Genomic DNA, 12,729 nt, shown 5'->3' with positions numbered 1-12,729 from the left:
AATGCATTTTCTGCGCCATCACGTCGGGGATTCGCAGTTAACGATCCAGGTCATTCAAATATAAGCGGAAATAGTTACAGAAAACGGGTCGCGAGCATGAAACTTTAGGCTCACGACCCGCTCAGATGACTTGTTTTGTTTCAGTATCAGGCGATCTTTGCACTCACAGCGTGCAGATCGGGCTGCTCCAGCAGAGAAATATCGATCCAGGAGGTCAGATCGCGCTGTTCAGGACGGGGCAGATAAGGAAGCTCACCCAGCAGCGGTGCCGCAATCTTTTCACGCAGCACCTCAATGATGTCACTGTAGTGCGCCAGCCCCGGATTGACGCGGTTAGCCACCCAGCCTACCAGCGGCAGGCCATCGTGCGCGATGGCTTCCGCGGTCAGCAGCGCATGACTGATGCAGCCCGACTGGATACCCACCACCAGCACAACCGGCAGCTGCTGTTCTGCGACCCAGCGCGAGAGCGGACGTCCGTCGTTCATCAGACTGCGCCAGCCGCCGGTGCCCTCCACCACCACCCGATCGGCCTGCTGCGTCAGATGTGTCAGACCCTGAGTCAGCCGGGAATAGTCGATTATCTGGCTGGGATGGGTGCAGATCTCCTCCTCCTCAAACACCAGCGGATTAATCGCCTCATAAGGCAGGTCGATGGATGAAGCGCTTTGCAGAACCTGTGCATCTTTGTTACGCAGGCCATCAGCGGTTTTGACCGCGCAGCGCGCGACAGGCTTATAGCCGACGGCACTGACGTTGCTCTGAATAAAACATTGCAAAAGGGCGCGGGACACCACCGTTTTGCCTGTAGCTGTATCGGTGCCGGTAACAAATAGTCTGTTCACTCCACTTCTCCTCTCAAAGCGTTGCGGCTAATCGGTGATTAGCCCTGCTGCGAAACGGCATTTTAAGGAATCCAGAATGAGAACAGATTGCGTTAGCGCAAGTTCAGGCCCGCTTAACCTTGCAACAGTTTTACTAACAGGTGTCCGTTATAGAGAGCGTCTTTGATCAGCGCGGCGGCACCGAGTGTGCCCGGTTCGCTGAATTCGGTGGGGGCCAGCTGAATGCCTGCACTGTAGGCAGGCAGGGACTGCTGCAGAATTGTGTTGCTCACCGCCGGAAACAGCACCTCTGCCGCCGCATTCAGCGGAGAACCGATAAGAATATGTTGTGGATTAAAAATATTAACCATCATCGCCAGAATCCGGCCTGCATGATGACCGACGCTGGCGATGGTGTCGCGCGCCAGGCGATCGCCCGACAGGGCGGCCTCACATAATGATGACAGCGTCAGCTCCTGACGATTAAGCAGGCTGTCGGGCTGGGCCGCCAGACGCTGCGCCGCCAGCGCCAGCAGACTGCCGGTACTGGCGACCGTCTCCAGACAGCCGTGATTGCCACAGTAGCACTGCTGACCATAAGGATCGATTTGCGTATGGCCGATCTCGACCAGCGCCCGCCCCCGCTTATGCAGCAGCTGGCCGCCGCTGATCACCCCGGCTCCGACCGTTTCATCGATTACGATCTGAATCACATCCTGCGCGCCGCGCGAAGCGCCGAACAGCGACTCCGCCAGCGTCCAGGCGGAGATATCGTGCTGCACAAACACCGGTAATCCCGTGTGCGCCTCCAGCGCATCGCCCAGCGGCATATCGCGCACCTGATAGCCCGGCAGCCGATGCACCACACCTGACGCGGCGTTAATCAGCCCCGGCAGCGTGATGGCGATGGCCGTCAGACGCTCCAGCTTTTTCTGATGACGGATAAAGAAGGCATCCACCTGTTCAATCAGGGCGGTCAGCAGCGGCTGAGCGGATTCATCAGGCAGCGGCAGGCTCTCTTCGGCCAGCGCCTGACTGCTGAGATCGCGCAGCGTAAAGGTCATGGCACCGCGATGCAGACGAATGGCCAGATAGTGCCAGGCCTCCGTGTCCAGAATCAGCCCGATGGCCGGACGGCCACGACTGCCGGGTTCCTGAAACTCCGTCTCCTGCACCAGATGCGCGTCCAGCATTTCACGCACAATTTTTGTGATGCTGGCTGGCGCAAGCTGGGCACGGCGGGAAAGTTCGATACGCGAAATGGGACCATAACGGTCAATCAGCTGATATACGACACCTGCATTGGTCTGCTTGATCTGGTCAATATGGCCAGGTTGACTGTCCGGATTCACAACCCTCCTCCCGGTTATTTTCGCGCTTCTAAATAAACATGCGCCATGGTGAGGCAGATCAGGCAACAGCGTCAAATATTTGATTAGAAATGTGATTTATCGCACATATTGGCCTCTGTCAAAGCGTGCTTCCGGGCCGGTTTTCCCGCAGTAGCGCCATCATATTCGCCATCGGTGCGGTGATTTCGCGGCTGGCTGACCAGACCAGCCACAGCTCTGAAATGGCATCCTCTTCCGTCAGCGGCAGCCAGACCAGATCGGCCAGCTGCGCCCGGCGGAAGGAGGCGGGCAGGATGGAGACGCCAAGACCGGTTGCCACCAGCCCCAGAATGGTCATCGCTTCCCCCACTTCCTGCGTGATATAGGGCTGGATCTGATAGCGATGCAGCAGCGCCAGGATATCGCTGTAGAGCGCAGTTCCGCCTTGGGCATCAAAGAAGACGAAGGGTTCGGCGGCCAGCGCGGTAACGGAGATCGCGCCGGCATCGGCCAGCGGATGCGCTTTGTGCACCACCGCACACAGCGGCTCGCTCATCAGCAGCTGATGCGCGAGATCGGCGGGCAGCGGCGTGTTGCGCATTACGCCAAGATCGAGCCGCCCCTCATGCAGCGGGGCCAGCTGCTGGCGGGTATTAATTTCCTGCATCTGAATATGCACCTGCGGCCAGCGCTGGCGAAAGCGAAACAGCGCGTCGGAGACCACCGCGGTAAAAGGCGCCGAGGAGGTGAAACCGATTCGCAGCCCGCCCTCTTCTCCCCGGTGCAACCGGGCTGCCCGGTCGGCCGCCTGCTCAACCTGCAGCAGGATGGCGCGGGCATCGTTCAGCAATTGCTGTCCGGCAGCGGTCAGCTGAACGCTGCGGTTGGTCCGGTTAAAGAGTCGGGCGCCGGTTTCTGCCTCCATTTGCAGTATCTGCTGACTGAGTGGCGGCTGGGAGATGTTCAGCCGCCGGGCCGCGCGCCCGAAATGGAGCTCCTCGGCCACCGCAATAAAATAGCGCAGGTGACGCAACTCAATATTCATATCTGAAACGTCTCATTTAAGATTATTAATATATTAGACATCATAATGATGCCTGCCTAAGCTGACGACAGGTTTTTTTACTCTTAAAGGAAAGTGTGTGAGTCACTCAACAGAGGCCGCCGCGGTAAATGACGAGACGGGTTGTTTGCCTTCAGAACCGGTGGCTGCGTCAGGTTATATCCGTCGGGGTTCGCGGCAGTTTATGCGCGTGACGCTGGCGCTCTTCTCCGCCGGTCTGGCGACCTTTGCCCTGCTCTATTGTGTCCAGCCGATCCTGCCGGTGCTCTCGCATCAGTTTGGCATCTCACCGGCAACCAGCAGCCTGTCACTCTCTATCTCAACCGGCCTGATGGCGCTGGGCCTGCTGGTGACCGGGCCGCTTTCGGATGCTATCGGCCGCAAATCGGTGATGGTAACAGCCCTGATGCTGGCCGCCATCTGCACGCTGATCTCAGCCACCATGAGCAGCTGGCACGGCATTCTGATCATGCGGGCGCTGATGGGGCTGTCGCTCAGCGGGGTGGCGGCGGTGGGCATGACCTACCTCAGCGAGGAGATGGATGCGCGGGTCGTCGCTTTCTCTATGGGGCTGTATATCAGCGGAAACTCTATCGGCGGCATGAGCGGGCGTCTGCTGAGCGGTGTGCTGACCGACCTCTTCTCATGGCGGATCGCCGTGGCGGTAATTGGCCTGTTTTCGCTGGCTTCGGCGCTGATGTTCTGGAAGATCCTTCCCGCGTCACGTCATTTTCGTCCCATCACGCTGCGTCCGCGCAACCTGCTGATTAACTTCCGGCTGCACTGGCGCGATCCTGGCCTGCCCTGGCTGTTTGCCGAAGGGTTCCTGCTGATGGGTGCCTTTGTCACGCTGTTTAACTACATCGGCTACCGGCTGCTGGATGCCCCCTGGCATCTGAGTCAGGCCGTGGTCGGGTTGTTGTCGGTGGTCTATCTCACCGGCTCGTGGAGTTCGCCGAAAGCGGGTGCGCTGACCAGCCGGCTGGGACGGGGACCGGTGATGCTGGGTGCGACCGCCATTATGCTGCTGGGACTGCTGATCACGGCGTTCAACTCGCTCTGGCTTATCCTGCCGGGGATGATGCTGTTCACCGCCGGTTTCTTTGCCGCCCATGCGGTTGCCAGTGGCTGGATTGGCCCGCGCGCACGCCGGGCGCGCGGCCAGGCCTCATCGCTTTACCTGTTCAGCTACTACGTGGGTTCCAGCGTCGCCGGGACGCTGGGCGGTCTGTTCTGGCATAACTTTGGCTGGCACGGCATCACGCTGTTTATCAGCACCCTGCTGCTGCTGGCGTTGCTGGTGGCCTGGCATCTGCACCGCAAAAAGCTCTGATTTCCCTCTCTCTGCCAGGCCCGGATGGCCTCACCGGGCCTGGCAGCACAACACGCTGACTGTCGCTCATCCTCTTCGCTGAAAATCCCCCGCGAAAAAACCCCACAATTCCCGCTATAATCGGTTTTATTGAATCATTTCATCTGCTTTGCCTCTTAACACGGCAACAAGGAACGTCTGTGGCTCTCTACTACTACGTCAATAAACAATCGGGATATAACGATAATCATGTGGTGCATGCCGCTGGCTGCCCGCATCTTCCCGACATGGAAAACCGACTGTTTCTGGGCAGTTTTTATCACGTCAATGCCGCCATTCTTCAGGCAAAAAAATATTACGTGGGGGCTATCGGCTGTGAGAACTGCTGCCCGATTAATGCCAGCCACCTGCCGGAGACGCCGCTCAGCGTCGCTCAGAAACATACCCCGGGGTCACGCTAAGCTGTCGGAGGGTGTCGGCGTGAAATTTACTTACCGCTGCGCTAATTTGTTAAGCATCAGCGCCGTTTTCCGTTATGTTACTCTTCCTGACTCTTTTTGATGGAAAGCACGATGCGGGATAAGTTTGCGCGTTCTCAGATCGCCCTTCACTGGCTGACCTTTTTCCTGGTCGTAACAGCCTACGCCACCATTGAGCTGCGCGGCTTTGTGCAGCGCGGCTCCTGGCAGGGGTACGCCATGATCATCACCCACTTCAGCGCAGGTGCGACCGTTCTGGTGCTGATGATCGCCCGCCTGTTTCTGCGTACCCGTCATCGCACGCCGCCCATTACGCCAGCCGCGCCGCGCTGGCAGACCGGGGTGGCTCATCTGACGCATACCCTGATCTATGCCCTGTTTATCACCCTGCCGATCCTCGGCCTGTCGTCGCGCTATCTCAAGGGGCGGGAGTGGTGGCTGTTTGGCATCAGTATGCCGGTTGCATCGGAGCCCAATTTTGACCTAGCGGATATGCTGATCGACTGGCATGAAACCCTGGCACCGCTGGGATACTGGCTGATCGGGCTGCATGCGGCGGCGGCGCTGTTTCATCACTATCTGCTTAAAGACAATACCCTGCTGCGCATGATGCCGCCTCGCCGCGGTCAGTAATCTCATCCCGTCGCCCCTGAACGGGGCGATAAAAAAATTTCCGCCTTAAAAGCCGGTTATCAGGTTTCGCTTCCCGCTTTATTCACTACAATGGTCTGTAATTTGTGACGCAGGTCACTTTCGCTGGATGTCTGCCACATCCGAATTCGCTGTACTGACAGATTTGACACCTCATGCAACCAACAACTGTTTCACGTAAAACTGCCTGGCTACGCGTGGTCTTGCTGGCCATCGCGGCTTTTGTATTTAATACCACCGAATTTGTACCGGTGGGTCTCCTTTCGGACATCGCGGCTGACTTTTCCATGCAGACGGCGGATGTCGGGATCATGCTGACGATCTACGCCTGGGTGGTCGCGCTGCTGTCACTGCCGCTGATGCTGCTGACGCGCAACGTGGAGCGGCGACTGCTGCTGGGAGTGCTGTTTACGATCTTTATCGTCAGTCACGTCCTGTCGACCTTCGCCTGGGACTTTCGGTCGCTGATGGTTTCACGCGTCGGCATCGCCCTCTCTCACGCGGTGTTCTGGTCGATCACGGCTTCACTGGCTATTCGCGTGGCCCCGGCCGGAAAGAAAACGCAGGCGCTGAGTATGCTGGCGACCGGAACCGCACTGGCCATGGTGCTGGGGGTGCCGATTGGCCGCGTGGTGGGTCAGTATCTTGGCTGGCGAACCACCTTCGGCGCGATTGGCCTGTCGGCACTGGTGCTGATGATCATGCTGGTACGGATACTGCCGCGTCTGCCCAGTGAACACACCGGCTCGCTGAGCAGCGTGCCGATGCTGTTTCGTCGTCCGGCGCTGGTCAGCATGTATCTGCTGGTAACCATTGTGGTGACCGCGCACTACACCGCCTACAGCTACATCGAACCCTTTATGCAGAGCGTGGCGCAATCCAGCGGCAATTTTACCACCCTGCTGCTGCTGCTGTTTGGCTCTGCGGGTATTCTGGGCAGCGTACTGTTCAGCACCCTGGGCAATAAATTCCCTTCCGCGCTGCTGATTGCCGCGATTGCGCTGATCACCCTCTGCATGGGACTGCTGATCTTTGCTGCGGTTCGTCCGACGGCGATCGCTATCCTGTGTATCGTCTGGGGCATGGCGATGATGATGATTGGACTGGGTATGCAGGTGCGGGTGCTGTCTCTGGCGCCGGATGCAACGGATGTGGCAATGTCACTCATGTCCGGCATCTACAATATCGGCATAGGCGCAGGCGCGCTGCTGGGAAGCCAGGTCAGTCTCTATCTGAATATGTCGGAAGTCGGCAACGTCGGGGGGATGATCGGTCTGGTGGCGTTACTGTGGTGTGTCTATATTTTCCGCCGTTATCCTCAGCTTCGCAGTAATGGCTAAGACCGGCGCGGAGAGGATAAAAAAGGCTTCAGATAAGCAGGTTATCTGAAGCCTGTTTCTCTTATTTATAGAGAATGGCGGTGCCATGCAGGTTGTTGCTGCCAGAGGTCGAAGTGATGCGGAAAGACTTTGCACCCGCATCGCTGGCCTTTTCTGACAGTTGCTGCTCAAGCGAGGTCAGATTGCTGCTGCCCGTCGCGCTGATGACGCCCACGCGTTGCTGATCCAGTGGCGTGCTGCTCACCTGCTGCGCCGCCACGCTGGTGAACGAGAGGCCACTGAGCAGGGCCGCCGCCACTATCATGCTGATACGTTTCATAACGAACCCCTTCTTCATTTTCTGCCGGATGCCCGGTTACTGATAAATCACCGCCGTGCCGTGCAGTTTGTTCTGACCGCTGGTTGAGGTGATGCGGAACGATTTCGCACCGGCTTCATCCGCTTTGGCGTTGAGCTGCGCTTCGACTGAACTCAGGTTGGTGCCGCCCAGCACAGAGATGGTGCCGACAGGCTGCTGATTAGCCGGTTCGCTGGTAACCAGGTCAGCGGCAGACGCGCCAAAAGTCAGTGTGGTGAGTGCCAGAACAGCCAGGGTAGTTTTGATGGTTTTCATAATCTTCTCTCTTTTTCAGTGATCGTGTTCAGTGGGTCTGAAATCGGTTGTCGCTATTTAATTAACGACCGTTAAATAAATGATAGACCCCGATTAGGCTGTCCGTCAATATTTATTTAATGAGCGTTATTTTAATCGCGAAGTGGCGTGATTATGGGCTTCAGCCCCTTTTCTGACTTAACCATAGGGGCGATAAAACCGGGCTGGCGCACAAAATGGCAACCCCGGAGGACGGCCTGCCTCTCCGCCCTTGCACATTTTTATAATGATCGGTAATTTAATAGAGTGTTCCCCAGTCAGAGAGGATGTATGAGTCAGGTTCAGGATTGCGATACCCGGAAATGCCGTGGCCGTCCCAAAGTGTTCGATCGTGAAGCCGCGCTCGATAAGGCACTGACCCTGTTCTGGACCCACGGGTACGAAGGCACCTCGCTCGCCGATCTGGTGGCCGCAACCGGTGCTAAAGCGCCGACGCTCTATGCGGAGTTCGTCAATAAAGAGGGATTGTTCCGCGCCGCAATGGAGCGCTATGTTGAGAAATTCAGCGCCTGGCGTGATGCGGCCCTGGGCGATGACAAGCTGGCGGTCTCTGAGGCGGTTGAGGCCTATTTCCGCGCTACCGCGGCCTGCTTTACCGAACGCGATTCGCCCGGCGGCTGCTTCTTTATCTGCACCTCAAGCGCCCTGTCGGCGGCTTCCGCGGATATTGCGGCCATGCTGCAAGAGCAGCATCAGTCACAGGAGCAGGTTTTAAAGGATTTCCTCTGCTCGCGTCAGCAGCGTGGTGAACTGGGAGAGTCAGTGGACATTGCTGCGCTGTCGCGCTATCTGAGCTGTCTGCTTCAGGGCATGTCAGTGCGGGCGCGGGAAGGTGCGGAGCGCGCAGACCTGGAGAGTATTATTGATACGCTGATGGCGATGTGGCCTACCCTGACAGGATTGTGTCAGGCTCAGCGGTAAGATTCAGGGCGGGATTCCCGCCCTGTTGCACGTTCAGCTGAGAAAGAAGACCGGCCGGAGCGGCTGACTGACGGGACTGTTGTCCGCATGAGAGGGCATCAGATCCTTCATGGAGGCCCACCAGCGCTGACAGACCGCCGTTTGCGCCACCGCGTTCCAGCGCGCTTCCGATTCAATCTCCACGCTGGCAAAGAGCAGATGCCGCTCCTCATCCAGCCAGATGGCATAATTACGGGCACCATGTGCTTTCAGCGTTTCAGCCAGTTCGGGCCAGATGGGTGAGTGACGACGCTCATACTCCGCATGGCAATCCGGATTGACCTGCATCACAAAGGCTTTACGCAACATGGGCAGGCCCCGCATCCAGTGCCGGTTGCCAGGGCGTGACACCAAAACGTTTACCCAGCGCGACCAGCTGTTCTGTGGTGATGCTCTGACGTATCCCGCCCATCGACAGCACCTTAACCATCACTTCGGATGATTTCTCGGCGGTGTCAATCAGCCCAAACGTCTCATCGAGCGTCGGGCCGGTGCCAAAGACGCCGTGGAACGGCCACATCACCAGCGTGTGCGACTGCATCTCCGCCGCCGTCGCGGCGCCGATCTCATCGGTGCCGGGCACCATCCAGGGCAACACGCCCACGCCATCCGGGAAGACCACCAGACACTCGGTGCTCCCCTCCCACAGCAGGCGGGTAAAGCGCGCCGAATCCATCTCAACCACATAACTCAGGGCCATAAAGTGGGTGGCATGACAGTGCATAATCACCCGATCTCTGCCGCCGCTGACTGCCTTGCGCACCGCATGCGACTGAAAATGTGACGCCAGCTCGGAGGTCGGCAGCCCGCCATTGACCAGGCCCCAGTGAATTTTGCAGGAGAGCCCCTGGCTGTCGACCTGCAGCAGCGCCAGGCAGTCCGCGGGGTCCAGCTGAACGTTGCGCATAAATTTTCCCGACCCGGTCACCAGAAACCAGTCGTTTGCCAGCGCCGGGGCGGGCTGACTCAGCTCGAAACAGCGAGGCTCCTGGCAGAAATCAGCCCTGTAGGGACTCACCTCCTCCTCACTCAGCCGCAGGCTGACGTTGCCACCATTGCGTTCATCCCATCCCTTCAGCCACATGTCGCTGGTTGCCTTAACCATTCCCTTTACAAACTCTGAAGCAAGAATGCTTTGCATAATGAAATCCCTTAACGTTGGCTCAAAATCTGCTGTTCATAATGGCGCACATCACTTAACCAGCTGGCGTCAGCCGGAACGTCATGACGCAGGCACCAGGCTTCCCACACCGCCTGCCACGGCAGTGATTTCTGCTCTTCCAGCCAGACCAGCCGCGCGGTGTAATCTCCGCTATTCTCAGCCTGACGCAGACGATCGGTCGGCTCCAGCAGGGCGCGCAGCAGCGCCTTCTGGGTGTTGCGGGTGCCGATAACCCAGGCCGCAATCCGGTTGATCGACGCGTCAAAGAAATCGAGGCCGATATGCACTTTGTCTAACAGCCGGTGACGGACGATCTCACTGGCAATGGCCTGCGTTTCATCATCCAGCAGCACCACATGATCGCTGTCCCAGCGCACCGGACGGCTGACGTGCAGCAGCAGGCGCGGCACATAGAGCATGGCGGCGGAGATCTTGTCGGAGATCACCTCGGTAGGATGGAAATGACCCGCATCCAGGGTCAGTGCCGTCTGACGGCTGGCGGCGTAGCCGAGATAAAACTCATTTGATCCCACGGTGTAGCTCTCTGCGCCGATACCGAACAGCTTGCTCTCTACCGCATCGATGTGATGCTGCGGGTTGAGTTTTTCCGCAATGACCTCATCCAGGGCGCTCATCAGACGCTGACGCGGCGCCAGCCGATCGACGGTGATATCCTTCATGCCGTCCGGTACCCAGATGTTCATCACTGAGGGCGTGCCCAGCTGCTCACCAAAATGGGCGGAGATGCGGCGACTGGCTTTGCAGTGGTCGATCCAGAATTGGCGCACGGTTTGATCGCTGTGCGACAGCGTAAACCCGTCAGCACTGAGCGGATGTGAGAAGCAGCTGGGGTTAAAATCGAGCCCCACGCCCCGCTCTCTGGCCCATTCGACCCAGCGCGCGAAATGCGCCGGCTCAATAGCGTCCCGTTCAACCGGCCTGTCGCTCTCCAGATAAAGTGCGTGCAGATTCAGACGCTTGAGGCCGGGGATCAGCGACATCGCCTTATCGATATCACCGCGCAGTTCGCTGGCGTTGCGTGCACGTCCCGGATAGTTGCCGGTCGCCTGAATGCCGCCGGTGAGGGCGGCCTGCGGGTTTTCAAATCCCCGCACATCGTCGCCCTGCCAGCAGTGCATGGAAACCGGGATTGTGTCGAGCTGGCGAATAGCCTCTTCAGCATCAACCCCAATATCGGCATAGCGTTGTTTAGCCAGTTCAAAGGCCTGTTCTGTCTGCTTAGTCATAAGCGGGTTCCTCTGCGGGTTGACTCAGCGTCGCGAAGCGGGCCTGACTGGCCGCGAAGACGTCTGAAATGTGTGGTTCGAATGTTTCGAGGGGAAAGGTGTTCATCACGCAGTTGCGGAAATCGGCGACATCCGTCAGTTCGCCGAGGGCAATCAGCTGGCAGCCGACGTTACCCAGCGTGGAGGCCTCTACCGGCCCGGCCAGCACCGGAATCTCACAGGCATCCGCACAGAGCTGATTCAGAAAATGATTCTGGCTGCCACCGCCGACCACATGCAGCCGGGTGAAGGGCTTCCCGCGCAGCGCGGCGAGTTCGCTGATGACCTGACGGTAGAGCAGTGCCAGGCTGTCAAAAATGCAGCGGGCCAGCGCAGCGGCGGATTGCGGCACGGGCATGCCCTGCTCTGCGCAGGCTTTCTGAATCTCGCTGACCATGTTGTCAGGATTGATAAAGCGCGGATCGTTGGGGTTAATCAGCGAAAGACAGGCGGGCTGACGGGCGGTCTCAGCGATCAGCGCACAGAGGTCGTCAATCTGCCGTTCAGCACAGAGACGCTGCAGCAGCCATAAACCCATGATGTTTTTCAGGACGCGATAGCCTTCTGCGCCGCCTTCGTTGGTAATATTGGCGCGCAGTGCCGCCTCGCTCGCATAGGGTTGCAGGCTTTCAAAGCCCATCAGCGACCAGGTGCCGGAGCTGAGATAGGCGGCATCCTCCTGCAGCAGCGGCGTAGCCAGCACCGCGCTGGCGGTGTCGTGGGTGGCCACCGCAATGACCGGCACCGCCTCGCCCCGCTGACTCCGCCAGTGTCCCACTGTGTTGCCCGGCGCCTGCGGCTGACCGAACCAGCCTGCCTCAATCCCCGCCCAGCCGATTAAATCGCGATCCCACTCGCCGCTGTGAATATTGAGCATCTGGGTGGTGGTGGCGTTGGTGTACTCCCAGTTGAGGTTGCCGGTCAGGCGGAAGTGCAGGTAATCCGGGATCATCAGCGCATGTGCCACACGCGCCTGCCAGTCAGGCTGCTGCTGATGCAGGGCGCGCATCTGATAGAGCGTATTGAAAGGCAGAAACTGAATGCCGGTTTTTGCATAGATGGCGCTGTGGCCCAGCTCCTGCTGCGCCTGCGCCATCAGGCCGTGGGTGCGTGCATCACGATAGCTGACCGCTTCACCCACCGGCTCACCCTGCGCATCCAGCAGCACCATATCCACGCCCCAGGTGTCGATGCCGATACTGTCCGGCACGATCCCCTCCTCAACAGCCTGCTCCAGCCCGGCACGGATCGCCTGCTCCAGCATCGCCAGATCCCAGCAGTCATAACCGGCACGACGCAGACGCCGGTTTTCAAAACGGCGGATTTCACGCAGATCCAGCTGGCGCTGCGCGTCATCCCAGCGGGCGAGCATGACCCGGCCGCTGGATGCGCCGAGATCGATAGCAATGATATTTCGCCTGGTCATGATGGCTTTTCCCTGTGATTAAGTGGTCACAGAGTAAAAATCGGGTCGACTGAACACCTTCCCGGCAGTGCCAGCGGCCGGGGTGCCCTGGCAGACCTGCAAAGAATGTCGTGAGAGAGATCACAGAGGCAGCAGTAAGCACGATGTGACCCCTGCCGCAAATCTGTTAACTGCAGGGGATTTCTTGAAAAATCAGCAGGATTCCTGCTGAGACGTGCTGAAAATTCAAGGTAAGGTAACGGT

Annotated in this window: 14 protein-coding genes; 5 read left to right on the top strand and 9 right to left on the bottom strand. The window is 58.6% G+C overall.

Annotated features, from left to right (window positions below; translation table 11 throughout):
• Positions 1 to 146: 146 nt before the first annotated feature.
• From bioD to OXR04_RS04140, 3 genes are all read right to left on the bottom strand, one after another.
• A complete protein-coding gene (gene bioD, locus OXR04_RS04150) occupies positions 147 to 845 on the bottom strand; it encodes a dethiobiotin synthase (protein WP_058957925.1) in 699 nt (232 codons plus the stop codon).
• A 113-nt stretch (positions 846 to 958) separates the two neighbouring features.
• Positions 959 to 2,176: an ROK family protein gene (locus OXR04_RS04145; protein WP_009090132.1), complete on the bottom strand. Its 1,218-nt coding sequence runs from the start codon at positions 2,174 to 2,176 to the stop codon at positions 959 to 961.
• A 118-nt stretch (positions 2,177 to 2,294) separates the two neighbouring features.
• A complete protein-coding gene (locus OXR04_RS04140; RefSeq protein ID WP_267369311.1) occupies positions 2,295 to 3,200 on the bottom strand; it encodes a LysR family transcriptional regulator in 906 nt (301 codons plus the stop codon).
• A gap of 97 nt (positions 3,201 to 3,297) precedes the next feature.
• On the opposite strand from OXR04_RS04140, the gene OXR04_RS04135 reads away from it, so the two are divergent.
• The 4 genes from OXR04_RS04135 (at position 3,298) to OXR04_RS04120 (ending at position 7,000) form a co-directional block, all read left to right on the top strand.
• Complete coding sequence (locus OXR04_RS04135) at positions 3,298 to 4,551, top strand: MFS transporter (RefSeq protein ID WP_267369310.1); 1,254 nt, start codon at positions 3,298 to 3,300, stop codon at positions 4,549 to 4,551.
• A gap of 179 nt (positions 4,552 to 4,730) precedes the next feature.
• The gene (locus tag OXR04_RS04130; protein WP_009090129.1) at positions 4,731 to 4,991 is read left to right on the top strand and encodes a hypothetical protein; all 261 of its coding nucleotides are present in this window, start codon (positions 4,731 to 4,733) and stop codon (positions 4,989 to 4,991) included.
• Between the two features lie 111 nt (positions 4,992 to 5,102).
• Positions 5,103 to 5,642, top strand: coding sequence for a cytochrome b561 (gene cybB, locus OXR04_RS04125; RefSeq protein WP_267369309.1), 540 nt, complete (start codon positions 5,103 to 5,105; stop codon positions 5,640 to 5,642).
• Positions 5,643 to 5,815: 173 nt separating this feature from the next.
• Positions 5,816 to 7,000: a sugar transporter gene (locus OXR04_RS04120; RefSeq protein ID WP_009090127.1), complete on the top strand. Its 1,185-nt coding sequence runs from the start codon at positions 5,816 to 5,818 to the stop codon at positions 6,998 to 7,000.
• A 61-nt stretch (positions 7,001 to 7,061) separates the two neighbouring features.
• On the opposite strand, the gene OXR04_RS04115 is transcribed toward OXR04_RS04120, so the two are convergent.
• Together OXR04_RS04115 and OXR04_RS04110 are read right to left on the bottom strand one after the other, a co-directional pair.
• The gene (locus OXR04_RS04115; protein ID WP_046101861.1) at positions 7,062 to 7,319 is read right to left on the bottom strand and encodes a DUF1471 domain-containing protein; all 258 of its coding nucleotides are present in this window, start codon (positions 7,317 to 7,319) and stop codon (positions 7,062 to 7,064) included.
• A 36-nt stretch (positions 7,320 to 7,355) separates the two neighbouring features.
• Positions 7,356 to 7,613, bottom strand: coding sequence for a DUF1471 domain-containing protein (locus OXR04_RS04110; protein ID WP_009090125.1), 258 nt, complete (start codon positions 7,611 to 7,613; stop codon positions 7,356 to 7,358).
• A gap of 309 nt (positions 7,614 to 7,922) precedes the next feature.
• Here OXR04_RS04110 and OXR04_RS04105 point away from each other — a divergent pair, with 309 nt between their 5' ends.
• On the top strand, positions 7,923 to 8,573 hold the full coding sequence (locus OXR04_RS04105) for a TetR/AcrR family transcriptional regulator (protein ID WP_009090124.1): 651 nt from the start codon (positions 7,923 to 7,925) through the stop codon (positions 8,571 to 8,573).
• A 33-nt stretch (positions 8,574 to 8,606) separates the two neighbouring features.
• Here OXR04_RS04105 and rhaM read toward each other — a convergent pair whose 3' ends face one another.
• The 4 genes from rhaM to rhaB are packed head-to-tail and all read right to left on the bottom strand — an operon-like array spanning position 8,607 to position 12,486.
• Positions 8,607 to 8,921, bottom strand: coding sequence for an L-rhamnose mutarotase (rhaM, locus tag OXR04_RS04100; protein WP_058957921.1), 315 nt, complete (start codon positions 8,919 to 8,921; stop codon positions 8,607 to 8,609).
• Positions 8,911 to 9,753, bottom strand: coding sequence for a rhamnulose-1-phosphate aldolase (rhaD, locus tag OXR04_RS04095; RefSeq protein WP_267369308.1), 843 nt, complete (start codon positions 9,751 to 9,753; stop codon positions 8,911 to 8,913). The genes rhaM and rhaD overlap by 11 nt, the downstream gene beginning before the upstream one ends.
• Positions 9,754 to 9,764: 11 nt before the next feature.
• Positions 9,765 to 11,021 carry an L-rhamnose isomerase gene (locus OXR04_RS04090; protein ID WP_267369307.1) on the bottom strand — a complete coding sequence of 419 codons (1,257 nt, stop codon included), beginning with the start codon at positions 11,019 to 11,021 and terminating at the stop codon, positions 9,765 to 9,767.
• Complete coding sequence (rhaB, locus tag OXR04_RS04085; protein WP_267369306.1) at positions 11,014 to 12,486, bottom strand: rhamnulokinase; 1,473 nt, start codon at positions 12,484 to 12,486, stop codon at positions 11,014 to 11,016. The genes OXR04_RS04090 and rhaB overlap by 8 nt, the downstream gene beginning before the upstream one ends.
• Positions 12,487 to 12,729: the final 243 nt, after the last annotated feature.

Source organism: Pantoea sp. GM_Pan_3, from assembly GCF_026541045.1.
Lineage (GTDB): Bacteria > Pseudomonadota > Gammaproteobacteria > Enterobacterales > Enterobacteriaceae > Pantoea > Pantoea anthophila.
The sequence above is the reverse complement of the archived record's forward strand: the minus strand, read 5'-3'. Positions and strand labels throughout refer to the sequence as shown.

Coding starts and splice junctions, on each gene's coding strand:
- OXR04_RS04110 (WP_009090125.1), bottom strand. CDS start 7,613: ATGAAAACCATCAAAACTACCCTGGCTGTTCTGGCACTCACCACACTG.
- OXR04_RS04120 (WP_009090127.1), top strand. CDS start 5,816: ATGCAACCAACAACTGTTTCACGTAAAACTGCCTGGCTACGCGTGGTC.
- OXR04_RS04105 (WP_009090124.1), top strand. CDS start 7,923: ATGAGTCAGGTTCAGGATTGCGATACCCGGAAATGCCGTGGCCGTCCC.
- OXR04_RS04090 (WP_267369307.1), bottom strand. CDS start 11,021: ATGACTAAGCAGACAGAACAGGCCTTTGAACTGGCTAAACAACGCTAT.
- cybB (WP_267369309.1), top strand. CDS start 5,103: ATGCGGGATAAGTTTGCGCGTTCTCAGATCGCCCTTCACTGGCTGACC.
- OXR04_RS04140 (WP_267369311.1), bottom strand. CDS start 3,200: ATGAATATTGAGTTGCGTCACCTGCGCTATTTTATTGCGGTGGCCGAG.
- rhaM (WP_058957921.1), bottom strand. CDS start 8,921: ATGTTGCGTAAAGCCTTTGTGATGCAGGTCAATCCGGATTGCCATGCG.
- OXR04_RS04115 (WP_046101861.1), bottom strand. CDS start 7,319: ATGAAACGTATCAGCATGATAGTGGCGGCGGCCCTGCTCAGTGGCCTC.
- rhaB (WP_267369306.1), bottom strand. CDS start 12,486: ATGACCAGGCGAAATATCATTGCTATCGATCTCGGCGCATCCAGCGGC.
- rhaD (WP_267369308.1), bottom strand. CDS start 9,753: ATGCAAAGCATTCTTGCTTCAGAGTTTGTAAAGGGAATGGTTAAGGCA.